A 23946-nucleotide genomic window follows, 5' to 3' on the forward strand; every position below is an offset into this window, starting at 1 on the left:
GGGCCGTAGGCATTTATGGAGACGGCACTGATGGCTTGGAAAACTCTCGACGATATGGATCTGAACGGCAAACGCGTGCTGATCCGCGTGGATATCAACGTGCCGATGGAGGATGGACGTGTCACCGACACGACCCGGATCGACCGTATCGTGCCAACAGTGCAGGATGTTCTGGCCGCTGGCGGCAAGCCGATCCTGATGGCCCATTACGGCCGCCCGAAGGGCAAGGTCGTCCCCGAGATGTCGCTGAGCCACGTCGCCCCTACCCTGTCCGACATTCTGGGCCAACCTGTCATCTTTATCGACGGCAATTACGGCGAGCGCGTCGCGGCAATGAAGCCCGGCGAAATCGCGTTGCTGGAAAACCTGCGCTTCAATCCGGGCGAAGAGGCCAATGACGCGAGCTTCGCGCAGCGCCTTGCCGGTCTGGGCGACGTCTATGTAAATGACGCGTTTTCAGCGGCACACCGCGCCCACGCCTCGACCGAAGCGCTTGCAAAGCTGCTGCCAGCCTGTGCTGGCCGCCTGATGCAGGCCGAACTGAGCGCTCTGGAAGGTGCTTTGGCCACGCCCAAGCGCCCCGTCTGCGCTGTTGTTGGCGGTGCGAAGGTATCGACCAAGCTGGACTTGTTGGGCAATCTCGTCAGCAAGGTGAACCATCTGGTGATCGGTGGCGGCATGGCGAACACCTTTCTTGCCGCGCAAGGGATCGATGTCGGAAAATCCCTTTGCGAACATGATCTGGCCGACACCGCGCGCGACATCCTCGCCAAGGCCGACGCCGCCGAGTGCAAAATTCACCTGCCGACTGACATCGTCGTCGCCCGCGAATTCAAAGCTGGCGCGGATCACCAAATCCTGCCCGTTGACCAATGCCCCGCCGATGCGATGATCCTTGATGCAGGCCCCGACACCGTGGCGGCGTTGGAGCAGGTCTTTAGCGACAGCAACACGCTGATCTGGAATGGCCCTTTGGGTGCGTTCGAAATCCAGCCTTTCAACGCGGCAACCAACGCCGCGGCCCGCAAGGCGGCGGACCTGACCCGCGCTGGCAAACTGATCTCGGTTGCTGGCGGTGGCGATACCGTGGCTGCGCTCAACGGCGCGGATGCGGCAGCGGATTTCACCTACATCTCGACCGCAGGTGGGGCGTTTCTCGAATGGATGGAAGGCAAAACCCTTCCCGGCGTAGCGGCATTAGAGGGATAACCGATGGGCTATGTGCTGATCACCGGAGCATCTGAGGGGATCGGCAAAGCCATCGCCCGCCGCGCAGCTCAGGACGGGTGCGACTTGATCCTGAGTGCGCGCTCCAAAGACAAGCTGAACGCATTGGCCGGCGAGCTGCTACAAGCAGGCCGCGAAGTGCATGTCATCGTGGCGGACCTGAACGATCCCCATGGCGCGAAAAGCCTTTGGGCCGAAGCACGCCAGATAGGCCAGATCGAGGTTCTGGTGAACAACGCTGGGCTTGCGATCAACGGCCCCTTCTCCACGACCGACACGGCACGTGAAGAGGCATCGTCGCAGGTCAACATGATCGCGCCGACGCAGTTGATGAAAGCCGCTGTTCAGCACATGGTCGCCAACGGCGCGGGCAAAATCCTGAATGTGTCCTCGACTGCCGCGTTCATGCCCGGCCCGCAAATGGCCGTCTATCACGCCAGCAAGTCCTATGTTTTGTCGCTGTCTGAGGCTGTTGCGCAAGAATTGGCGGGCAGCGGTGTCACCATAACGGCCCTTTGCCCTGGCCCGACAAAGACCGAGTTTTTCCGTGACGCTGACATGAAAGACGTTCGATTGCTTAAGCTGGGGCTAATGATGAGCGCGGAGTCCGTGGCAGACGCAGGCTGGGCCGGTATGGTGCGCGGCAAGCGGGTGGTCGTCCCGGGGTTGTCCAATAAAGTATTCTCGATCCTACCGCGTTTTCTACCAGGACGCGTTTTAACGTGGGTAGTGGCCCAGTTTTACGTGCGATCTTGATTGGTTGCGCCATGTTAGCGCAAGCATGATTGCAACGTAATCGAGCCTCCCCTAGAGATTGCTCAACTTAGCGCATCCAAGGCGAGGACCACATGTCGAATTCCGAACAGCTCGAACAAATCCGTAACGGCAATGGCTTTATCGCCGCCTTGGACCAAAGCGGCGGGTCGACCCCAAAGGCCTTGCGGCTTTATGGCGTCGAGGAAGACGCTTACGCCAATGACGAAGAGATGTTCGACCAAATCCATCAGATGCGCACGCGGATCGTGAAGGCCCCTGCATTTAATGGAAAGAAGGTCATTGGAGCGATCCTGTTCGAGAAAACCATGGACCGCGAAATGGACGGCGTGCCTTCAGGTCAGTTTATCTGGGAAGACAGCGGCGTGGTCCCGTTCCTCAAGATCGACAAAGGGCTCGAAGCCGAAGCAGACGGCGTGCAGTTGATGAAACATATTGGCGGATTGGACGCACTTCTGAAGCGTGGCCGCGACAAAGGTATGTTTGGCACCAAGATGCGCTCTGTCATCTCTGCCGCGTCGGAAACCGGTATCGCCGCCATTGCAGCACAGCAATTCGACGTGGGTCGCCAAGTTTTGGGCTACGGCCTTGTTCCAATTATCGAGCCGGAGGTCACGATCTCTATCACCGATAAGGCCAAAGCAGAGGCGATCCTGTTGGCTGAGTTGACCAAACAGCTGGATGCTCTGCCCGAAGGCAAAGACGTCATGCTGAAGCTGACCTTGCCAGAAGTCGCGAACCTTTATGCGCCACTCGTTAGCCACCCCCGCGTGATGCGCGTTGTGGCATTGTCTGGTGGCTACTCACGCGAGGAAGCCAACAACCGCCTGTCGCAAAACGCCGGTGTCATTGCCAGTTTCTCGCGCGCTTTGACGGAAGGGCTTTCGGCCCAGCAAAGCGATGCAGAGTTCAACGAGATGATCGCAGGCACGATCGACAGCATCTATGACGCATCTGTCGCGGGATAATTGCCGAAAACCCCAATAAAAATTGCGTTTTTTGCAATTTGGGGATTCACAAACCGAATCGCATGTGCGAGTCATGAAGGGCAGCGTCCAGTAAGAGACGCGCCTGAGGCTTAACATGACCAACCCGCGCACCGCTTTCGGTATTACACCATTGCTGATTTTCTCACTTCTCTTCCTGATGGGGGCGTATTTCGTGTTCGCCGCGGTTCAGGGCGACTACGGCATTTTTCGTCGCGTGCAAGTCGAAGCCGAGATAGAAACCTTGCGCACCGAATTGGACACTTTGGAAGCCGAGGTTGCCGACATGCGCAACAAAACGCGCCGACTCTCTGACACCTATCTGGATTTGGATCTTTTGGACATGCAGGCCCGCTCCACGCTTGGGCTGATGCGTTCCGACGAGATTCTTCTGCGCTAAGCACTTATAACAAAAATATTTTTCGGCCCATGCTCGTGCCTCAGGGAAATTTACCTTGCGGCAATTAAAGAGGGGTGATCTTTCCAAAAAGCTCTGGTAAAAGATAGTTTAACGTTAAACTATACCCTTTTGCGCTTACACTCTGGGAGGACTGCCAGCATGGCTGCCAAGAAAACCACCAAGAAAGCGAATGTCTCGAAGGAAGAGCTTCTTAGCTACTACCGTGACATGCTTTTGATCCGCCGTTTCGAAGAAAAAGCAGGCCAGCTTTACGGCATGGGCCTCATCGGCGGGTTCTGCCACCTCTATATCGGCCAAGAGGCTGTTGTGGTTGGATTGGAAGCAGCGACCAAAGAGGGCGACAAGCGCATTACCTCCTACCGCGACCACGGCCATATGCTGGCCTGTGGGATGGACCCGAAAGGCGTCATGGCAGAGCTGACCGGCCGCGAAGGCGGCTACTCCAAAGGTAAGGGCGGCTCGATGCACATGTTCTCCAAGGAGAAGCATTTCTACGGCGGCCACGGGATTGTAGCAGCACAGGTTCCGCTCGGCGCGGGCTTGGCCTTCTCTGACAAATACAAAGGGAACGACAACGTAACCTTTACTTATTTCGGCGACGGCGCGGCGAACCAAGGTCAGGTCTACGAAGCCTTCAACATGGCAGCACTGTGGGACTTGCCAGTGATTTTCGTGATCGAGAATAACCAATATGCCATGGGCACGGCGATGGCCCGCTCCACGTCTTCCCCCGACATTTACACACGCGGCGCGGCTTTCGGCATCAAAGGCGAAGCGGTCGATGGGATGGACGTACTTGCGGTCAAAGAAGCGTCCGAAAAAGCCGTCGCGCACTGCCGCGCAGGTAAAGGCCCCTACATTCTGGAAGTCAAAACATACCGCTACCGTGGTCACTCCATGTCTGATCCGGCAAAATACCGGACCCGTGAAGAAGTTCAGAAAATGCGCGACGAACGTGATTGCATCGAGCAAGTGCGCGACATGCTGCTGACCGGCAAGCATGCGTCCGACGATGATTTGAAAGCGATCGACAAAGAAATCAAAGCCATCGTCAACGAGGCCGCTGAGTTCTCTAAAGAGAGCCCGGAGCCAAGCTTGGACGAGCTTTACACCGACATTTACATGGAAGCGGAGGCTTAAGACATGGCGACCGAAATTCTAATGCCCGCCCTCTCCCCCACCATGGAAGAAGGCACACTTGCAAAATGGCTGGTCAAGGAGGGCGACACGGTCTCCTCCGGCGACATCATGGCCGAAATCGAAACTGACAAAGCCACGATGGAATTTGAAGCCGTCGACGAAGGAGTTGTCGGCAAAATCCTAGTCGCCGAAGGCACCGAGGGCGTCAAAGTGAACACGCCTATCGCCATTCTGGTGGAAGAAGGCGAAAGCGCCGACGATCTTCAAGCCTCGTCCGGCGGCGGGTCAAGCGATGCTGGCGACAAGGCCCCGATCGACGAACCAGTTGCCGCCAATCCTGGCGCACCTGTTGCCGTGGTCGTCCCGGCTGAAACAGAAATTCCTGAAGGCACTGAAATGAAGCCCACCACGGTCCGCGAGGCGTTACGCGACGCCATGGCCGAGGAAATGCGCCGCAGCGAAGACGTGTTCTTGATGGGTGAAGAAGTCGCCGAGTATCAAGGCGCTTACAAAATCTCCCAAGGTCTGCTGGACGAATTCGGCGCCAAGCGGGTCATCGATACGCCGATCACCGAGCACGGCTTTGCCGGCATCGCGACGGGAGCCGCCTTTGGTGGTTTGAACCCGATCGTGGAGTTCATGACCTTCAACTTCGCCATGCAGGCCATTGACCACATCATCAACTCCGCTGCGAAGACGCTATATATGTCCGGCGGCCAAATGGGATGCCCAATTGTGTTCCGTGGCCCCAACGGTGCAGCAGCACGCGTCGGCGCACAACACTCGCAAGACTACGCTGCTTGGTATAGCCAAATTCCAGGCTTGAAAGTTGTCATGCCCTACTCCGCAGCCGACGCCAAAGGTCTGCTGAAATCGGCGATCCGCGATCCGAACCCGGTGATCTTCCTCGAAAACGAGATCCTTTACGGTCAGAGCTTCGACGTGCCGGTGATGGACGACTATACCGTTCCCTTCGGCAAAGCCAAAATCTGGCGCGAAGGCACAGATGTTACCATTGTCAGCTTCGGCATCGGGATGAGGTATGCGCTGGAAGCTGCTGATAAGCTTGCAGAAGACGGCATCAGCGCAGAAGTTCTGGACCTGCGCACGCTGCGTCCGATGGACACCGGTGCGATCATCGAAAGCGTCAAGAAAACCAACCGCTGCGTGACAGTCGAGGAAGGCTTCCCCGTGTGTTCCATCGGCAGCTATATCAGCTCGGTCCTGATGCAAGAGGCGTTCGACTACCTCGACGCGCCTGTGATCAATTGCACCGGCAAGGATGTCCCGATGCCTTACGCTGCAAACCTCGAAAAGCTGGCGCTGACGACGACCAAAGAGGTCATCGACGCCGTCAAAGCTGTCACCTACCGTTAAGGAGCGCAGATCATGCCCATCGAAATTCTCATGCCCGCGCTTTCCCCGACCATGGAAGAAGGCACACTGGCCAAATGGCTGGTTAAAGAAGGCGACACGGTTAACTCCGGCGACATCATGGCCGAGATCGAAACCGACAAGGCGACCATGGAATTTGAGGCCGTCGACGAAGGCGTCGTTGGCAAAATCCTGATTGCCGAAGGCACAGATGGCGTCAAAGTGAATACGCCAATCGCTGTGTTGTTGGAAGATGGCGAGAGCGCCGACGATATCGGCTCGTCCTCCTCTGCGGCACCTGCCGAAGCCCCTGCAGCGGCGCCCAAAGCTGCACAAGCAGCCGCACCGGCAGCATCCTCTGCGCCCGCTGCCCCTGCCCGCGCCGACGGCGACCGCGTTTTTGCCTCCCCTCTGGCACGCCGTATCGCCGCCGACAAAGGGATTGATCTTGCTGGCGTAAAGGGCTCGGGTCCGAAAGGCCGCATCGTCAAAGCCGACGTCGAGAACGCGAACGCAGCCCCCAAAGCAGCTCCGGCCACCGCTGCGCCGTCAGCAGCGCCCGCTGGCGCCGCAATGGCCTCAGGTCCGACAACTGATCAAGTACGCAAGATGTACGAGGGCCGCGAATACGAGGAACAGCCACTCGACGGGATGCGCAAAACTATTGCAGCGCGCCTTACAGAAGCGAAGCAGTCGGTGCCGCATTTCTACCTGCGTCGCGACATCCAACTGGATTCCTTGCTCAAGTTCCGCTCTACGCTGAACAAAACGCTGGAGCCTCGCGGCATCAAACTGTCCGTTAACGACTTCATCATCAAAGCGTGCGCTCTGGCGTTGCAACAGGTGCCGGATGCGAACGCTGTCTGGGCCGGTGATCGGACGCTTAGCCTGAAGCCATCGGACGTTGCCGTCGCTGTGGCAATCGAGGGCGGCCTATTTACGCCTGTGCTCAAAGACGCCGAGATGAAGTCCCTATCGGCTTTGTCGACCGAGATGAAAGACCTTGCAGCCCGCGCCCGCGACCGCAAACTTGCGCCGCACGAATACCAAGGCGGCAGCTTCGCAATCTCCAACCTGGGCATGTTCGGTATCGACAATTTCGACGCCATCATTAACCCGCCGCATGCCGCGATCTTGGCAGTTGGAGCTGGTGCGAAGAAGCCTGTTGTTGGCGATGACGGAGAGCTGAAAGTCGCAACTGTGATGTCCACCACGCTCAGCGTCGATCACCGTGTGATTGACGGCGCGCTCGGGGCCAATTTGCTCAACGCGATCAAGGATAACCTTGAGAACCCGATGGGCATGCTCGCATAATCAAGTACTCATATGAACGAAAAAGGCCGGATCGAGGGATCCGGCCTTTTTTGCTTTAAGTCTTTAAGATTAGCTCTTTCGGCCGAGTATCTGATCCATAGAAATCGACGGCTGTGCACAGCCCGCCTCGCCCACGATCTTGGCAGGAACGCCAGCTACGGTTTTCATAGGCGGCACTGCCTCCAGCACAACCGAACCAGCAGCAATCCGCGAGCAGTGGCCGACTATGATATTGCCAAGCACCTTGGCACCCGCTCCAATCAACACCCCGTTCTCGATCTTGGGATGTCTGTCATCATGCTCTTTACCGGTCCCGCCCAGCGTGACCGAGTGCAACATTGATACGTTGTCACCCACCACAGCCGTCTCGCCAATCACAATGGAGTGGGCATGGTCAATCATAATGCCTTTGCCAATCTTGGCGGCAGGGTGAATGTCTACGCCAAATGCCTCGGATGTTCGCATCTGGACAAAATAGGCCATGTCTTTGCGCCCTTGATGCCAAAGCCAGTGACCAATGCGGTAGGCCTGAATGGCTTGGAACCCCTTGAAGAATAAAACAGGCTGAATGAACCGGTCGCAAGCAGGGTCACGATCGTAAACTGCAACGATATCGGCCCGTGCGGCCTCGCCCAGCCAGGGCTCTACGGCATAGGCTTCATCCGCGATCTCACGCAGGATTTGCTCTGACATTTCAGGGGATGCGAGTTTCTGCGAAAAGCGATACGCAAGGGCTGCTTCCAGCTTTTTGTGATGTAAAACAGAGCCGTGGACAAGCCCCCCTAAAAGCGGCTCCGCCGTGATGGCAGTGCGTGCTTCATCCGTGATCTGGGCCCAGACCGGGTCAACCTCGGCCAGCTTCGGGTTGGAATGTGCCATCAGTTATCCTTTCAGGTGTCACTGCTTCCTTACACTACATAGGCAAAATCTGGCAATTCCAATCCCGTGTCACGCGCAAAAGCGTGATCTCGCCCATCACGGCTGGTTAGGCGCGCGGCAAATCAAACCGAAGCAGATGCACCGCAAGCCGAACTGTGCCCCCAGCAAAATCCCCGCCATTCGCCGTAAGTTTAAGCTGCGTGTTGCTAAAATAGGCCTGTGGCTGCCCTGTTATCCCGCGCAGCCAAGACCCCGCGCCTATGCCAAGGCCGCTTCCGTAGCGCGTATCGGAGACATCCACTCCTAACGACCAATCGTTCAAAGTTCCTGTTATCGGCGCGACGACCAACCCAGTAATCGCAAGCACGACAGAGCCGTTTGGAATAACAAAACCCGTAAGGGCGTTAGCTCCGGCACCAATATCAAAGTCGAATTCGACAGTTTCGGCCCGCATCGAGGCACCAAAGGGCGATGATGACAGCACGTTATCCTGCCATTCAATGCCGTCGAAACTAACCCTGACCGCTTCATCAGCCACGTAAAGGCGCCACCCGACCAGCGGCGTCAGGAACTCCCATCCGCCGTTCAGGAAGAACGCAAGATTACCGTCTTCATTGTCCCAAGCATTCACCCCGCCCGCCGGAACGAGATAACAATCCCCTTCCTCGGCCAAGGCGGGCGGCGTTGCCAAGGACCGGCTGAGCACGCTAAGTTGCAGTGCCGCGTCAATCCTTGCCAGCGCCTCGTTCACGGTTACATGCTTCTGAGCCTGTGATGCCGCAAGCAAAGGAAGCTTCAGAGTTGTTGTTTCAGCCATTGATTTCGATCCTTGAGAATAATCCCGGTCCAAAGCGCAACGACACTTGCGCTACTTCGATGTCATAGGGGCCTGTCAGCCCGTCGGCGGCTTGCGCTGCGCTTGAATAGATCCAAGATGGGGTGGCCGTTTCGATCTCTCGCTTGACGCTTCCGCCTTGGCTTATCCGTACGAGATAGCGCTCGACTTCTTCACCCAATGGAACTTCCACCGAAGCCCAACTATCTCCGTCGATCCGCGTGCGGCGGATCCAGCTTAGGGCCAGATCGCTGCCAGTGTTGTGGGCCTTGAGCCGCGTCGGCGCGTACGGTCGCAATCCAATCCCCTGAAATGCCTCGACATAATATCTGTAGGACGGGTCATCGTACGGCCGAAGCGAGGGGCCAATCCGGTAATGCCGCGCCAACCCACGATTGGATAGTTGCGCTGTAATTTGGGCTGGCCCGCCATCAAGCATCACAATCCGGCTACCTGCGGGCCAAAGCTCTGGTATCAGACCGTCGCTCCCCGCCTGCCCCCGCAACAGATCCGACAGGTCGAACATGTCTGTGCCAACAAGGTTTGCTTGAGCGAACTGGATGATCTCCCAATTATCTGACGAGCCGTCACCGATCGCCGCAACATTGGTCCCGTTCAGAACTGCCTCTCGGGTAACGGAGCTCAATGGAGCTCCCGAAATCTTGACCCTCAGTGGTTCTCCCCGTTGCCAGATACCTGCTTTCGCCGCCAAAAGGGGAGTCTCCAACACCCCAATCCTCGAGGGCTGCTCGATCACCGAGTTTAGGTCGTAGCCGCTATCCTCTGACGAGCCATAGACAGCAACGCCGCCCGGCCAAGGTCGTGCGAACGCTGCCACATATGGGGCATGCGCAACCTCGTCCCCTTTAAGAAGCGGCAGGTCCATGAACTGAGCCACCACCGGAACAGGCACCGCAAAGGGGCGCACCTCGCCGACTGTCTCGACTGCTTCGCTTGGTGTGTAAATGTGGCGCTCCACCCGCACTGCCTCAATCCGGCGCGCACCGCGATCCTCTATCCGGTCAACACGGTACAATGTCGTGTCACCCCGCGCATCCGTGAGCTCTGCCAGGTCGCCTGCCCTCAGATCGCTGCGAGAGGGTGGCAAAGAAAAGCTGACCGCATCCCGTGAAACCCGGGCTTCCGACAACCAACGCTCGGCAATTGTGGTCGCCTCCGCTTCGGTTAGCGCCAGCGGTAATTCGTTCTGGGTTACGTCAGATGTGCCATCATGGGGGAACCGAGCGTCTGCAATACGCGCGACAAACTCACCTTCGGCCTCGACATAGCCAAGACGCACTTCTCCCACGACCTCTGCCATTGGCGCGCGAACCTTCTCAAGCGTGGCGTCCCCGGAATTGACCACCAACTCCGCATCGCTCACGCCATGTTCGCTCGCATCCTTTCGGGTTTGAAACACAATCTTGCCGCCGCGTTCGATCGCATCGAAACCCAGCGCGATCATCAACGGCTGCAATGCCGCGCGGGGTGTATCGAAATCGGCGACGCTAAAACCGCGCACGATGCCATGAAGGTTGGTCGCGTCATAATCTATGAAGCTGACACTTTCACAGATTTCACCAACGACATGCGCCAACGGCATCACAGAGGTCCGACCGGTCAGCCAATGCCCCGTCACGTGATTTTGCCCGTCACTCCAAATCGAAAGATCGCTTGGAAAATTCGGCCAAGGTCGCGCATCCCACGCCCAAACGAAAGCCCGCGACATGTCCACCATCGGGCCGTCGTAAAGAGAGCTCTCGGGATTGTTCTCGGATTCACCAAAAAAGCCGTAATAGGCGCGCAAGTACTGCATTTGAACATAGTCATCCCGCTTGCCGCTTGAGAAATGCGGGATCGCGCTTTCGCTAGATTTCGGATCTAGAAACTTGTTCGGCTCGTTCGGAGCTTTGTTGATTGCGGCGCAGCCAATCTCATCCACCCAAGCCGCGTCAAACTGCGGGCCGCGCATATGCTCAGGCGAGGACGCGCTATGCGCCTCCGCGACAGCTCCGTTCGGCCACACAAGGCGACGCCGTGTCGCTTGCCATTCAGGGCGCCGATCAGGGGGCGAGCATGCCAGTATCCCGCTGTCGCCAAAAATCATCACGTCCCTTACTTGGTCAAACGTCTCGCCCACCAACGCCACGCGCCGCGCACGGCCCGCGTCACCGGGCATGTTGCCTTCGACCATCATCCGCACCCATTCGGCGCCGGCACGTGTCTTACCCGCGCCGCGCCCGCCCATAATCACCCAAGATCGCCAATCGACTTGCGGTGGCAGCTGATGCGGATGGGCCCAAAAGTCGAACAGGAACGGCAGAGCCGACATTTCCTGCTCGCTCAACCCGTCAAGAAAGGCGTCCTGCACCGCTCGCGGCGCGGATGCTATCAAGGCGGCGCCTGATCTCAATTCGGGCTGCTCCAAGGTCGAGGGCGTATTCTCCAGCTCGACCGGCACGCTTTCTGCGGTGTTCATCCAGTTTTCCTTCTGCGTCTCTACTCGTGTTCAACAGATGCTGAAGATCCGTCTTCAGCTTTGCTTTCAGGGTTGAAGGAACCGATTGGTCTGTACGCACACGCCGCCATTCCCGTCTGACTTCCATCGTCAGGTCATGGGCCATGATCGTTAGGTCCTCCAAAATCTCGTCTACAGTCTTCGTCACCAATGTGTCCGGCGAGCCGGGTGAATCAGGGGTCTCTGTCATGGGGCCTCCTGCGTCCCTCGCCAGCGGCGGGGAGGCTCAGTCTAGGGACGGAAAAACAAAAAAGCGGCCTTGGATCCTCGTGACCCGAGCCGCTTTCTCTATTCGTCCGTCTTGAGAAGACTTGTCTCTCACCAAAGGGCAAAAGTCAAGAAGTTGCGCCTCACCAGAAGTTGCGAACGCCGTTTGTTAACAATGCGTTAACGTCAATTCCTGCCTAGTTATTGGCGTTGCGTTCTGCTTCGATCTTGCGCCACTTCGCCACGTTTTCGTTGTGCTCTTGGATCGTCACAGCAAACGCATGGCCGCCGGTGCCATCCGCCACAAAGAAGATGAACGGGGTTTCGTCTGGGTTCAGCGCCGCCTCGATCGACAACCGGCCAGGGTTGGCAATCGGCGTCGGTGGCAAGGCCGGGATCACGTAGGTGTTGAAGGGCGTCTCGCGGCGCAACTCCGACTGCCGCAGGCCGCGTCCAAGAACGCCTTCCCCCCGGGTAATCCCGTAGATCACAGCAGGGTCGGTTTGCAGCTTGATTCCTTGGCGTAAACGGTTGGTGAACACGCTGGCAACCTGACGCCGCTCCTCGGCAATGCCGGTCTCTTTCTCGATGATTGAGGCAAGCACCAGCGCCTCCTCAGGGGATTTCAGCGGAACATCAGGGTCTCTGTTTTCCCAAGCCTCAGCCAAAATCCGTTCCTGAGCCGCCGTCATCCGCGCAATCAACTCTTCGCGCTGCGCTCCGGGCACCACTTCATAGCTGTCGGGGGCAAGGCTCCCCTCTGCGGGCGTTGCGTCGATCTCGCCTTCCAGCACGTCCAGCGCACGCAGGCTGTCGACAATCTGCCAGCTGGTCGCGCCCTCAGCCACGGTAACGCGGTATCGGACATCACGGTCGTCGCGCGCTTCAAGATACTCCGCCGGAACTTCATCCACACCGGGGGTGTAGTTCGCGGTTTCCACATATGCGTTCGTTGAAGGGTCCAACTCACGCACCACCGCGCGGCGCGAGGTCACGCCAATGCGGTAAACCACTTCCGTGCCACAGGTGTTCTGACCGCCGCGGGTCACGATATCAACGATCTCTTCCATCGATGCGCCGGCTGGCACCAGAAAGCTGCCCGCTTTGAGTTTCTGCGACTTGTCCGCATAGTCCGCGCCAATGCGGAAGATGCGCCCGTTGGACACCGCGCCTTTCGCCTCAAGCTCGCGCGACACCAGCGCCATCGAACCGCCCAAAGGAACCCGAACGCAAATCGCGTCGTCCAAAGGGCCTGTTTTGCTGTATTGCGACTGCCCCCAGCCCACCAATGCGCCGGCAGCAATCAGCAGCAAGATAAACAGAGTCAGAAAGTTCGAGGCGATAGATTTCCACATGAGCGGATTACACTTTCCCCATAATCAGGCAAGCATTGGTGCCGCCGAAGCCGAAGCTGTTGGATAAAACGACATTAACTTCGCGCTCTACAGCCTTGTTTGCACACAGATCAATGTCCGTTTCTGTCGCCGGATTATCAAGGTTGATCGTGGGCGGGCAAATCTGGTCACGCAATGCTAGAATGCAGAAGATCGCCTCGATCGCGCCGGCAGCACCCAGCAGGTGGCCCGTCATTGATTTGGTTGACGACATGGTCGCGCCCTTACAGGCATCGCCCAGCAGCCGCTCCACGGCGCTCAACTCAATCGTGTCGGCCATGGTCGAGGTGCCATGCGCGTTGATATAGTCGATCTGCGACGGCTTGATCCCCGCGCGTTTCACTGCCGCCCGCATCGCCCGCTCTGCACCCTCGTGGTCAGGGGGCGGTGCCGTGATGTGATAGGCATCGCCCGACAGGCCGTAGCCCAGCACTTCGGCGTAAATCTTCGCACCGCGCGCTTTGGCATGTTCGTACTCTTCCAGCACGACAACGCCCGCGCCCTCGCCCATCACGAAGCCGTCGCGGTCCGCATCCCAAGGCCGAGAGGCTTTGGTTGGATCTTCCGCGCCAGTCGTCGACAGTGCTTTGCATGCGTTGAAGCCCGCAATGCCAATCTCGCAAATCGGGCTCTCCGCACCGCCTGCAATCATCACATCGGCGTCGTCCAGCGCAATCAACCGTGCGGCGTCGCCAATGGCATGCGCACCGGTGGAACACGCCGTCACAACAGCGTGGTTCGGTCCCTTGAAGCCATAGCGGATGGACACTTGCCCGGACACCAGGTTCACCAAGGCCCCCGGAATAAAGAACGGCGACACGCGGCGTGGGCCGCGTTCCTTGATCAGCACAGCCGTGTCGGCAATCGAGGATAGCCCGCCAATGCCAGAGCCGATCATCACGCCGGTGCGTTCCAGTTCGGTTTGGTCCTCGGGGGTCCAGCCTGCGTCTTCCACAGCCTGTTGGGCTGCAGCCATCCCGTAAAGGATGAAGTCGTCAACCTTACGCTGCTCTTTGGGCTCCATATAGATGTCGGCGTTGAACTCGCCTTCGCCCTCACCGCGCGGCACTTCGCAGGCGTAGCCCGTCCCCAGATGGGAGGCATCAAATTTCTGAATAGTCCGCGCCCCGGATTTTCCTGCCAGCGCATTCTTCCACGTGGTCTCCACGCCGTCGCCCAAAGGCGTTACCATCCCAAGACCGGTCACAACAACTCGACGCATACCCCACCCCTTTTTTCTATAGCACAAGGTTTATCCCCCGCGTCTTACACGCCCACGACCCAAAGGGGCAAGGCGTCAGCATGGGAATTCATAACTGCGCACAAGATGGATTGGCAACTTCACGCCTGCAAGGGGGAAGGTTACACTTGGGCTATGTATGACATCTATTCCGTCGATCATTCACTCTATTGTGCCAAACTCCGCCTCGTGCTGCGCACCAAGGGGCTGAACTGGCGCGACCTGGCCCCGCCCGAGGATTACCTGTCGCTGGTCCCCACGGGGAACCTTCCCGCGTTGGCCGACAAAGAGCTGATCCTGACAGACAGCGAGGCGATTGCCGAATACCTCGACGAAAAACACCCCGACCCCGCGATGCTGCCCAAGGGCCTTATCCCGCGCGCCAAATGCCGCGAGCTGTCGCGCTTTCACGACACAAGACTGGAACCGGCGCTACGGTTGCTGTTCCGCAATGTCTCGCCGGCTACGCGCGTTGCGTCCGAGGTGCAGGCAGCGCACGCCGAGATCACCAAACGCCTGACTGCGCTGAGCACGCTGCTAGACCAAAGCCCGCTCCCCCGCGACCGCCTCTGGCTAAGTGATTGCGGCTTGATCGTCACGTTGGAATGGCTGGAGCTAATGGAGACCCACACCGTCCTGCCCCTGTTGCACTGGTCAGACACCGTGCGCACCTACCGCGCGCAGATGTCCGCCCTTCCCCAGGTCGTGCAGGAACTGGCGTTCTACCGCCCGCATATGCGGGAGTGGATGGAGGGGAAGTTGGGGTGAGGCAACTTGATCAGTAAATAGCTTAGGTGAATGTCCATTTTGAGCCCAACTTGCCGGATGCGGCACAGTGCACGAATGTCCGGTTTTGACACGCCCTCAGAAGTACCTGCATATCTGACGGAAGTGGGTAGCCTGTTCACATTCGTTTCTGTGCGGACAGCGGTACATCGATGTTTCTAAGGCCGGATTTGATGCATAAACGGGGCAAAGCAAAAGCTCTTGATAGCGCAATGAACGAAGCCACGCGTCATTCCGAACCGTTCATGGCGGGACGGCCAGAAAACTGAAAGTATTCGCCGGTTGATTGAGCGAGTATAAGCCGCCATGTACGGCCAACTTGGGCACATAAGTTGTGGCAAGGGGCTTTTGTCTGATATTCCGATCATCCCCGTCTAGGAGCCAACGAGTTCAGCCACTGTTCCATCGGGCAATCGGAAGTGCACCCAATGACGGTCATCTTCGGATTGGATTTCGGTGAGTTGCTCAACTCCGATCCGCGTCAGTCGCTCCCAGCTTCTTTGGAAATCCGGAACTGAGAAACCGACGACTGGCCCCGTCGTGAAGAAACTGTGGAAGGCGTTTGCATAGCCGTAAGCTTCCAACCGCGTACCGTCTGATAGAAGATACCCGACCTGATCAGGTGATGTATCAGTCGGAACCATTTCGAGACCCTCTTCAAAAATCTCACGTAAGGCTTCTAGATCAGTCGAACGAAAACCAACAAAACCAACTTTCTCGACGGCCATCTCTTCCTCCCAAAGGACTTGCTGCCCACCTCTTCTATCAAGACTTCGCCATATGGCCGAAGACTATAAAGGCAATTACGTCGAAGTCGCCGTCCAAAAGCAGACATTGGCGCAGCCGCAGCGAATTGGTGCTTCGTCCGCAAAGCCGACAATCAAACATCTTTTCCCAAAACAAAAAATGGCGCCCCGAAGAGCGCCATCTTTAATCTCGTCAAAGCTGTAAGGTGAACTTAGGAAGCTTCGGTGATGAATTTCGTCGCGTCGCCGAAAGTCTGGATGGTTTCTGCAGCGTCGTCTGGGATCTCGATCCCGAACTCTTCTTCGAACGCCATAACCAGCTCAACGGTGTCGAGGCTGTCTGCGCCCAGATCGTCGATGAACGATGCGTTTTCAACAACTTTGTCTTCTTCTACACCAAGGTGCTCGACAACGATCTTTTTAACGCGGTCTGCGATATCGCTCATGTTGTATTCCTCGTAGTTGCTCGGGAAGGCCCCGATTTGTGGCGGGCAGGTTTCCCCGCCCAGTTGGTATCGGCCATTTGGCCTGTTATCTCGCCGCAAACGCGGCCACCAGAGGAAACCCCCTAGCGTATCTGCGCCGCCTATAGCACACCAAATGGGGAACGCAAACGCTTATACAACCCTCATTTGACCTTAGGGAAATCGCCGCGCCGCAGCGCTTAGATCATTGCCATTCCGCCGTTCACATGCAGCGTCGTCCCTGTAGTATAGCCCGCCTCGGCGCTGGCAAGATAGAGTGCGGCCGAAGCAATTTCACCTGCGTCGCCCATCCGGCCAGCCGGAATTTGCCCAAGGATGCCAGCTTTTTGGTCATCCGTCAGCTTTTCTGTCATTGGGGTGGTGATAAAGCCCGGCGCGATGCAATTGACTGTGATCCCGCGCGACGCGACCTCATAGGCCAGCGACTTGGACATCCCCACCATTCCAGCCTTGGATGCCGCGTAGTTCCCCTGCCCCGGATTGCCCGTGGCCCCGACAACGCTGGAGATATTCACGATCCGCCCCCAACGCGCCTTCATCATGCCGCGCAAAACGCCTTTGCACAGCTTGAAGGTCGAGGTCAGGTTGACATCGATCACCGATTGCCACTCGTCATCCGACATGCGCATGAACAGGTTGTCCCGCGTGATCCCCGCGTTGTTGACCAGAATATCCACCGCGCCCATCGCCTCGACTGCCTGCTTGGGAAGCGCGTCGACGGCTTCAAAGTCGCTCAGGTTGCAAGGTAGTACATGCGCACGGTCGCCCAGCTCAGCTGCCAATGCCTCCAGCGGTTCTACCCGTGTGCCAGACAGCGCGACCGTTGCGCCTTGTGCGTGTAACACTTTGGCGATCTCGCCGCCGATACCACCGGACGCACCCGTTACCAGCGCCGATTTTCCTTCTAGGTTAAACATCTTACTGCCCTTTCTTAAACTTCGTTAGCGTGTGACCACACCGTATTTGATTAACTCATTTCGGGTCATAACATGCACACTGTCAAACGGTGCGGCCTCCACTGTGAACCAGTAAAAGGCGTCAGAGCCCAACATATCTTCAATGTAGCCGCGCGTTGGCTCGTGCTGCTTGGCACCGCGCGGATAGTCTCGAGCCGTGCCGAACCCGGTTTCCCATTCATGCACACCCACAACAGCGCCCGCAGGCACCGTGCGCTGCACACCGGCCAAGAATAGATCGACCCCGCCCGAATACACCTCGGAGGATGGCAGCATCCGTGTCGCCAAGCCGCGGTCCCGCAACGTGTATCCCATCTCAGCGACCACGTCGTCGTCCAGAGAACCCTCAACCTTGCCTAAAACGACTTCTCTCAGCGTCGGATTATCGTCCAACACCCCCACAAACTGCCTGAGCGCGCGGGTGTTGATGATGCCATCCATGCGCAGAACCTGCCCTTCAACCTGCAAGTTCAGGGTTTGGGACATGTTCTCGACCGTCCCGCAGCCCGCCAGAAGGGCCAGCGAAAGAAGGCGGGCTTTATGCACTCAGCGACTCCACGGCCGCCTTCACATCGTCAGCCGTTCCAACCGCAAGGGTGCCGATGTCGCGATTGATGCGTCGGATCATACCCGACAACGCTTTGCCTGCACCGATCTCCCAAATCTCGGTCACACCATGATCGCCCATGTACCCAATGCTTTCGCGCCAGCGCACGGAACTGGTGATTTGCTCGACCAGCAGGTTGCGAATGGTCAGCGGGTCATTCACGGCGGAGGCAAGCACGTTCACCACCACCGGAACAGCTGGGACTTCGATATCCACATCGTCCAACGCCCCTGCCATTACGCGGGCGGCAGGCTCCATAAGAGCGCAATGGAATGGAGCGCTAACAGGCAAAAGCACCGCACGCTTCGCACCGCGCGCCTTGGCGATCTCCACCGCGCGCTCCACCGCAGCTTTATGACCGGACACAACAACTTGGCCCGGATCATTGTCATTCGCGGCTTGGCAAACGTCGTCCCCTGCGGCCTCCGCGGCCACCTCTTGCACTGTCGCGAAGTCCAAACCCAGCAGCGCCGCCATTGCACCGACACCGACCGGCACAGCCTCTTGCATTGCCAAGCCGCGGGTCCGCAGCAACCGAGCAGTGTCCGCAACGGTAATAGAGCCAGCAGCGGCCAAGGCAGAATACTCGCCCAGCGAATGGCCTGCGACGTAGGCAGCAGCGTCAATGCTCACCCCTTCGGATTTCAGCGCGGCCATGACAGCCAAGGACGTTGCCATCAGCGCGGGTTGTGCGTTTTGGGTAAGAGTCAGCGTATCTTGCTCGCCCTCCCAGATCAGCTTGGACAGCTTTTCGCCCAACGCCTCGTCGACCTCGTCGAAGACGGCTTTTGCCTCTGGGTAGGACTCGGCCAAATCGCGCCCCATCCCGATGGTCTGGGCCCCTTGGCCCGGAAATACAAATGCGCGCATTGGCTGCTCCCCTTCATGGATTAGGCGTTTTATACGGGTCTAGCCGACACGATCCCCCCTCACAAGCGCCCCGACCCCTAAGTGCACAAATCCTGTGCGCAATTCTGAGATAGGATCGACATGAGTTTCGCCATAGCCTAACCGGAAACCCATTCAGGAGCATCGCCCAATGCGTGGCAATAGCACGACAACTTACGGCACCGTAACCAAAGGATTTCACTGGCTGATTGCGCTTTTGGTGATCACTATGATCCCGCTTGGCATCTACGCCAATGACCTACCCTACGACACGGGCGACGCGCTGGCCTTCAAGGCGCAGGTCTTCTCGCTGCACAAAACGCTTGGAGTGTTCATCTTCTTCGTCGCGCTGGCCCGCATTGCTTGGGCCGTGTCGCAACCAAAGCCCGCGCTGTTGAATGCCAACAAGCGGCTTGAGGCCACTTTAGCAGAAATGGTGCATTGGGCGCTCTATGCCGCATTGGTGCTGGTCCCGCTGAGCGGTTGGATTCATCACGCAGCCACTACAGGGTTCGCTCCGATCTGGTGGCCCTTTGGCCAAGGTTTGCCCTTCGTGCCGAAAGACGAAGGTGTCGCCCACCTGTTTGGCTCGTTGCACATCATATTCGAGCGTGTGCTGGCGATCTCGATCTTCCTCCACGTGGCTGGCGCGTTGAAGCATCACTTCATAAACAAGGATGCCACCTTGAAGCGCATGTTGCCCGGCACAACCGAGCCCGAGTTAATCCCGGCGCAGCATCGTTCGGCCCTACCCATTCTGAGTGCAGTTGGCGCCTACCTTCTGGCCATGGTCGTCGGCGCAAGCATGGGGCTGTTCGCTGACACGACTGTGATGGAAAATGAACCCGCGCTAGAGGTCGTCGAAAGTGGCTGGACGGTTCAGGATGGCACGCTTGCCATTACCGTGCGACAATTGGGGAGCGACGTGCAGGGCAGCTTCGCCGACTGGACTGCCGCCATCGACTTCACCGAGGTACCGAACGCGGAGGGCGTCTACGGGACTGTGGAGGTTCAGATCGCAATCAGCTCCCTCACCCTCGGCTCGGTCACAGCACAAGCTATGGGGCCGGATTTTCTGAATGCGGCGGAGCATGGAACAGCGTCGTTCAAAGCCGACATTCTAGCCGACGCGCAAAACTACAAGGCGGAAGGCACATTGACCCTGAAAGGCATCGAAGCGCCGGTGCTTTTGCCCTTCTCGCTTAGTATCGACGGCGACACTGCAACGATGCAGGGGCAAACACGGCTAAACCGTACGAGCTTCCGCGTGGGTGAGAGCTATCCCGACGAAAGTTCTTTGGGCTTCGACGTCGCGGTGGAGGTCAATCTAACTGCCACGCGAAATTGAGCAGGCCCACGTCAGCGCACAAAAAAAGCCCCGTCAGCAGAGATGCCAGACGGGGCTTTTCGTAAAAATCGAATGCGATTATTCGGCTTTTTGTGCCTCAACCGAGATCATCAGCTGAACTTCGTCGCTTATGGCTGGCGCGAACGCACCCAAGCCAAAGTCGGAACGGAGCAGCGTGGTCGTCGCGTCGAACCCCAGCCAAGGCTTGCCTGCCATCGGATGCACGTCTGCCTTGTTCAACTTAGTATCCAGCACAACCGATTTGGTTACATCATTCATCGTCAGATCACCGGTGATCAAAGCGGTCGCGTCGCCCGTGACCTCGATTGCCGTGGACGTAAAAGTAACCATGTCACCATCTTCGGCGCCAAAGAAATCGGGCGACATGAAATGCCCTGTCCGCGCGTCCCACCCAGTGATCATGCTTTTCACCGGCATCGAGACGGAAACGGAAGACGCTGCCGGATCGGCCTCGTCGAATGAAATCTCGCCCTCAAAGCCGGAGAACATGCCATATGTCGTGGAAAAGCCGAGGTGGCTGTAGTTGAACACAACTTGGCTGTGGCTTGCATCAAGCGTGTAAGTGTCGGCGGCAAAGCCGGCAGTCGTGGCAAGTGCGAAGGCTGTCGCGAGGGTAAGAGTTTTCATTTCGGGGCGTCCTTTCAAGACTGAATTTCTGGCGCTAAAGTCCCTAAATGCCCTCAGATAGCAATTCGGCGACGATCAACAGTTTGTGTGCGCAAATACACGATGGCCGCGAAAAACTCTTCGCAAACTGCTATCATCGGGATTTCAGCATATGGGATGGGCGGATGATTGGCCTCATCAAAGAGTATTGGGACGACTATTTGCGCTTTTGGGAGTTGCTGGGCGCTGCGCTGCTGCGGCCCATCCACGAGATTTCTTACAGGGTCCGGCACGACAGCGGCATGCGCAATTCGGTGCTGTTTCTCGGCTCCGCGCTGCTGACCAATGCGGTTTTGATCACACTGGTGCTGGGGCAAAGCCTGACCGATATGAGCCGCGTGGTGATCCTTGGCATTAATGCGGCCTTTCTGTCGCTGCTGGGGTTCGTCAGCTTTGCGCTGGCTTGGAGGATCTGCCGCTACAGGGGAAATTTCAGACGGCTCATGCGTCTGGGATTCTATTTCAACGGAATATATGTGGCGATCACAACCCTCGGGGCGCTGCTGTTTTACGGGGCGTTCAAGGCACTGTCGCCGCAGCTTTACCGTGAATACCATAACGGGCTGACCAATTGCGACGACGGGCTTGGTGCGAAAATCCAGCGGCTGAACGATCTGGTGGCAAGCGATCCGCTGGTCAACATGCTCAACAACGTTCAGGCGACGGTCATCTTCTTAGCGCTGATCGTCTACTGGATCGCTTCCTTGCGACTATATTTCCAGCTGTTCCCGATGGGCGCACTGCGCGGCGCAGCGGCGTTCATCCTCGCGCTGGTGTTCTGGCACGTGCTGCTGGTGGTGGACTTCGTGTTTTTCCTCGCAATCGGCCAATTGGTCAACGGCTGCTAGGCGTGCTGCCAAAGTCCTTGCGCCTTGCCCGAACCCTGCTATACCGCCCCAACCTTCGTGAATCTTTTTGAACCGCGACGCCTCTCGTGGATGGGTGCGAAGGTCTTGATTGCCCGTCCTATGAAGCACGCCTGAAATATAGAGGAATTACACATGCCAATGTATGAGCACGTGTTTATCTCGCGCCAAGACCTGAGCAACACTCAAGCTGAAGGTCTGATCGAGCACTTCTCCACCGTCCTGTCGGACAATGGTGGCAAAGTTGTCGAGCACGAGTACTGGGGCCTGAAAACCATGGCCTACAAGATCAACAAAAACCGCAAGGGCCACTACGCCTTCGTCCGTTCGGATGCGCCAGCCGCCGCCGTTCAGGAGATGGAACGCCTGATGCGCCTGCATGACGACGTCATGCGTGTTCTGACCATCAAGGTCGACGAGCACGAAGAAGGCCCATCCGTCCAGATGCAGAAGCGCGACGAGCGTGAACGCCGCCCTCGCACGTAACCTGTTGACCTGAATTCAAGGAGCTAAACCATGGCTGCTAAACCATTTTTCCGCCGTCGTAAGTCCGATCCATTCGAGGGTGATAACGCCCCGAAGATCGACTACAAAGACACCCGCACCCTGCAACGCTACATCTCTGAGCGCGGCAAAATCGTACCCTCGCGTATCACCGCTGTGGGCGCCAAGAACCAGCGTGCGCTGGCCCGTGCCATCAAACGCGCACGTTTCTTGGCCCTGCTGCCCTACGCAGTGAAGTAAGGAGCTCAAGCACATGCAAGTCATCCTTCTGGAACGCGTCGCGAAACTCGGCCAAATGGGCGAAATCGTAGACGTAAAGCCGGGCTACGCTCGTAACTATCTCCTGCCACAAGGCAAGGCGATGAACTCGACCGCAGCCAACATGGCCGTCTTCGAAGCGCAAAAAGCGCAACTCGAAGCCAACAACCTGGAAACCAAGAAAGAAGCCGAAGCAATGGCTGACAAACTTGGCGGCCAACAGTTCATCGTGATTCGTCAGGCCTCTGACGCAGGCGCGCTGTACGGCTCTGTCACCACGCGTGACGCTGCTGACTCCGCAACTGCTGAAGGCTTCACTGTTGATCGTGGTCAAATCGTGCTGGAACGCCCGATCAAATATCTCGGCGTGCATGACGTGACCGTGCGTCTGCACCCTGAAGTGGAAACCACCTTCGCGCTGAACGTGGCCCGCTCGGTAGAGGAAGCAGAACTGCAAGCCTCCGGCAAATCCATTCAAGAACTGGCAGCAGAGGCCGAGGCCGAAGCAGAATTCGAAATCGCCGAACTGTTCGACGATATCGGTGCCGCCGCTTCTGAAGACGAAAATCTGGCCGAGGCTGTTGAAGCCCCTGCCGCTGAGGAAGCTGAAGACGAGGCGTAAGCCCCTCTTCCGTCCTCACCAATTTAAGGCCGCCTTTCGGGGCGGCCTTTTTCGTTGTGCGGGCCTGTAACGGCTTCGGTATCCCTTACACTAATAGGGGCGCCCACATGACATGGGCGCCCCGAAAAGTTGTAGAAAAGGTCTTACGATAATTCCGCGCGTTCCAGATCGGGGCTTAAGCCACTCCGGTGTCGCCGCGCAGACGGCTCAACAATGGTTCCAGATCCATCATATCCCCGCCAATCAGATTGAAACGACGGCCACCATCGGCGCTGAGGGTGATACGTCCGTAGTCCAGCCGAGAAATGGCGCTGCGCAGCTCGGTGACCAAGCTGGTCTCTGCCAGATCAATGCGGGTGATTTCTTCAAAGCGGAGCGTCTTGCGTGTTTTGAACCAGCCATTCGGCGAGCGAGACGTGATACGCAACACGCGGCCTTTGACGTCCACTTGGACTTCATCAGGTTGCTGTGTGAAGACACCGTTGGCCACCAGAGCAGCAGCAACGATATAAATGGCAGTCGACAAAACCGCCTTGCTGATGGCTGGATCACCGGGGAAGCTCGCGTCGGTCAACGTCCAGATCATCCCGCCAGCCGCCATCATCCCGAAGCAAACGACCGCGGTCAGAGCGCGCGCGGCTTGAACGCGCCATCCATCAGCCTTTGCTTCGCGCAGGCGATAACCGGATGAGTTGCGTTTCATTTCGATTGTTGGTTGCTGATCTGGCGTATCTAGCGTGAAATCCATCAATGTCATAACGATCGTCCTTTTAGTCTTTTCCCTTGGATGATCATTGGCGACCAAATGAGACGAAAATTAAGCAAACTTGGGTAAAACCTAAGACTTTAGCCGGACGTTTTGACGAAACGAAAAAGGCCGCCCC

25 protein-coding genes are annotated in these 23946 nt (G+C 57.6%); 13 read left to right on the plus strand and 12 right to left on the minus strand.

Annotated elements, in window-relative coordinates; genetic code table 11:
* The first annotated feature begins 30 nt into the window (after window positions 1-30).
* The 7 genes from BM352_RS13595 to BM352_RS13625 all read left to right on the plus strand — a co-directional run bounded on the left by BM352_RS13595 (window position 31) and on the right by BM352_RS13625 (window position 7236).
* Window positions 31-1209 (plus strand): phosphoglycerate kinase, encoded by a 1179-nt coding sequence (locus tag BM352_RS13595; RefSeq protein ID WP_090217789.1) that lies wholly within the window; start codon window positions 31-33, stop codon window positions 1207-1209.
* Window positions 1210-1212: 3 nt separating this feature from the next.
* Window positions 1213-1983, plus strand: a complete 771-nt coding sequence (locus tag BM352_RS13600) for an SDR family NAD(P)-dependent oxidoreductase (protein WP_090217792.1) — start codon at window positions 1213-1215, stop codon at window positions 1981-1983.
* 92 nt (window positions 1984-2075) lie between these two features.
* Window positions 2076-2969, plus strand: coding sequence for a fructose bisphosphate aldolase (locus tag BM352_RS13605; protein ID WP_090217794.1), 894 nt, complete (start codon window positions 2076-2078; stop codon window positions 2967-2969).
* Between the two features lie 115 nt (window positions 2970-3084).
* On the plus strand, window positions 3085-3387 hold the full coding sequence (locus BM352_RS13610) for an FtsB family cell division protein (RefSeq protein ID WP_090217796.1): 303 nt from the start codon (window positions 3085-3087) through the stop codon (window positions 3385-3387).
* A gap of 159 nt (window positions 3388-3546) precedes the next feature.
* Window positions 3547-4548 carry a pyruvate dehydrogenase (acetyl-transferring) E1 component subunit alpha gene (gene pdhA, locus BM352_RS13615; protein ID WP_090217797.1) on the plus strand — a complete coding sequence of 334 codons (1002 nt, stop codon included), beginning with the start codon at window positions 3547-3549 and terminating at the stop codon, window positions 4546-4548.
* Between the two features lie 3 nt (window positions 4549-4551).
* Window positions 4552-5925 carry a pyruvate dehydrogenase complex E1 component subunit beta gene (locus BM352_RS13620; protein ID WP_090217801.1) on the plus strand — a complete coding sequence of 458 codons (1374 nt, stop codon included), beginning with the start codon at window positions 4552-4554 and terminating at the stop codon, window positions 5923-5925.
* Between the two features lie 12 nt (window positions 5926-5937).
* Window positions 5938-7236 (plus strand): pyruvate dehydrogenase complex dihydrolipoamide acetyltransferase, encoded by a 1299-nt coding sequence (locus BM352_RS13625; protein ID WP_090217804.1) that lies wholly within the window; start codon window positions 5938-5940, stop codon window positions 7234-7236.
* A 69-nt stretch (window positions 7237-7305) separates the two neighbouring features.
* Here the strand turns inward: BM352_RS13625 and cysE are convergent, their stop codons facing one another.
* The 5 genes from cysE to fabF all read right to left on the minus strand — a co-directional run bounded on the left by cysE (window position 7306) and on the right by fabF (window position 14291).
* A complete protein-coding gene (gene cysE, locus BM352_RS13630; RefSeq protein ID WP_090217807.1) occupies window positions 7306-8115 on the minus strand; it encodes a serine O-acetyltransferase in 810 nt (269 codons plus the stop codon).
* A 106-nt stretch (window positions 8116-8221) separates the two neighbouring features.
* The gene (locus BM352_RS13635; RefSeq protein WP_090217810.1) at window positions 8222-8932 is read right to left on the minus strand and encodes a DUF2793 domain-containing protein; all 711 of its coding nucleotides are present in this window, start codon (window positions 8930-8932) and stop codon (window positions 8222-8224) included.
* Entirely contained in the window at window positions 8925-11429 is a 2505-nt protein-coding gene (locus BM352_RS13640) for a phage tail protein (protein WP_090217812.1), read from the minus strand. The genes BM352_RS13635 and BM352_RS13640 overlap by 8 nt, the downstream gene beginning before the upstream one ends.
* A 443-nt stretch (window positions 11430-11872) precedes the next feature.
* Window positions 11873-13030: an endolytic transglycosylase MltG gene (mltG, locus tag BM352_RS13645; protein WP_090217815.1), complete on the minus strand. Its 1158-nt coding sequence runs from the start codon at window positions 13028-13030 to the stop codon at window positions 11873-11875.
* Window positions 13031-13037: 7 nt separating this feature from the next.
* Complete coding sequence (fabF, locus tag BM352_RS13650) at window positions 13038-14291, minus strand: beta-ketoacyl-ACP synthase II (RefSeq protein ID WP_090217817.1); 1254 nt, start codon at window positions 14289-14291, stop codon at window positions 13038-13040.
* Window positions 14292-14396: 105 nt separating this feature from the next.
* Here fabF and BM352_RS13655 point away from each other — a divergent pair, with 105 nt between their 5' ends.
* A complete protein-coding gene (locus tag BM352_RS13655) occupies window positions 14397-15077 on the plus strand; it encodes a glutathione S-transferase family protein (RefSeq protein ID WP_090217820.1) in 681 nt (226 codons plus the stop codon).
* Window positions 15078-15469: 392 nt separating this feature from the next.
* Here BM352_RS13655 and BM352_RS13660 read toward each other — a convergent pair whose 3' ends face one another.
* The 5 genes from BM352_RS13660 to fabD all read right to left on the minus strand — a co-directional run bounded on the left by BM352_RS13660 (window position 15470) and on the right by fabD (window position 18759).
* Window positions 15470-15823, minus strand: coding sequence for a VOC family protein (locus BM352_RS13660; protein WP_090217823.1), 354 nt, complete (start codon window positions 15821-15823; stop codon window positions 15470-15472).
* A 230-nt stretch (window positions 15824-16053) separates the two neighbouring features.
* Complete coding sequence (locus tag BM352_RS13665) at window positions 16054-16287, minus strand: acyl carrier protein (protein WP_090217826.1); 234 nt, start codon at window positions 16285-16287, stop codon at window positions 16054-16056.
* Window positions 16288-16505: 218 nt separating this feature from the next.
* The gene (gene fabG, locus BM352_RS13670) at window positions 16506-17243 is read right to left on the minus strand and encodes a 3-oxoacyl-ACP reductase FabG (protein WP_090217828.1); all 738 of its coding nucleotides are present in this window, start codon (window positions 17241-17243) and stop codon (window positions 16506-16508) included.
* A gap of 24 nt (window positions 17244-17267) precedes the next feature.
* On the minus strand, window positions 17268-17828 hold the full coding sequence (locus BM352_RS13675) for a hypothetical protein (RefSeq protein WP_090217831.1): 561 nt from the start codon (window positions 17826-17828) through the stop codon (window positions 17268-17270).
* Complete coding sequence (gene fabD / locus BM352_RS13680) at window positions 17821-18759, minus strand: ACP S-malonyltransferase (RefSeq protein ID WP_090217833.1); 939 nt, start codon at window positions 18757-18759, stop codon at window positions 17821-17823. Before fabD ends, BM352_RS13675 begins: the two co-directional genes overlap by 8 nt.
* A 169-nt stretch (window positions 18760-18928) precedes the next feature.
* Between fabD and BM352_RS13685 the strand changes: the two genes are divergently transcribed.
* A complete protein-coding gene (locus BM352_RS13685) occupies window positions 18929-20125 on the plus strand; it encodes a cytochrome b/b6 domain-containing protein (protein ID WP_090217835.1) in 1197 nt (398 codons plus the stop codon).
* A 78-nt stretch (window positions 20126-20203) separates the two neighbouring features.
* On the opposite strand, the gene BM352_RS13690 is transcribed toward BM352_RS13685, so the two are convergent.
* Window positions 20204-20773, minus strand: coding sequence for a YceI family protein (locus BM352_RS13690; protein WP_090217838.1), 570 nt, complete (start codon window positions 20771-20773; stop codon window positions 20204-20206).
* Window positions 20774-20937: 164 nt separating this feature from the next.
* Here BM352_RS13690 and BM352_RS13695 point away from each other — a divergent pair, with 164 nt between their 5' ends.
* The 4 genes from BM352_RS13695 to rplI all read left to right on the plus strand — a co-directional run bounded on the left by BM352_RS13695 (window position 20938) and on the right by rplI (window position 23062).
* Window positions 20938-21660 (plus strand): hypothetical protein, encoded by a 723-nt coding sequence (locus BM352_RS13695; RefSeq protein ID WP_090217840.1) that lies wholly within the window; start codon window positions 20938-20940, stop codon window positions 21658-21660.
* Between the two features lie 153 nt (window positions 21661-21813).
* Window positions 21814-22164: a 30S ribosomal protein S6 gene (rpsF, locus tag BM352_RS13700; RefSeq protein WP_090217842.1), complete on the plus strand. Its 351-nt coding sequence runs from the start codon at window positions 21814-21816 to the stop codon at window positions 22162-22164.
* Between the two features lie 30 nt (window positions 22165-22194).
* Window positions 22195-22422 carry a 30S ribosomal protein S18 gene (gene rpsR / locus BM352_RS13705; protein ID WP_085865547.1) on the plus strand — a complete coding sequence of 76 codons (228 nt, stop codon included), beginning with the start codon at window positions 22195-22197 and terminating at the stop codon, window positions 22420-22422.
* 13 nt (window positions 22423-22435) lie between these two features.
* Entirely contained in the window at window positions 22436-23062 is a 627-nt protein-coding gene (gene rplI / locus BM352_RS13710; RefSeq protein ID WP_090217844.1) for a 50S ribosomal protein L9, read from the plus strand.
* Between the two features lie 175 nt (window positions 23063-23237).
* Here the strand turns inward: rplI and BM352_RS13715 are convergent, their stop codons facing one another.
* The gene (locus tag BM352_RS13715) at window positions 23238-23819 is read right to left on the minus strand and encodes a hypothetical protein (RefSeq protein ID WP_090217846.1); all 582 of its coding nucleotides are present in this window, start codon (window positions 23817-23819) and stop codon (window positions 23238-23240) included.
* Window positions 23820-23946 lie beyond the last annotated feature (127 nt).

It is taken from the genome of Litoreibacter janthinus (genome assembly GCF_900111945.1).
Taxonomy (GTDB): Bacteria; Pseudomonadota; Alphaproteobacteria; order Rhodobacterales; family Rhodobacteraceae; genus Litoreibacter; species Litoreibacter janthinus.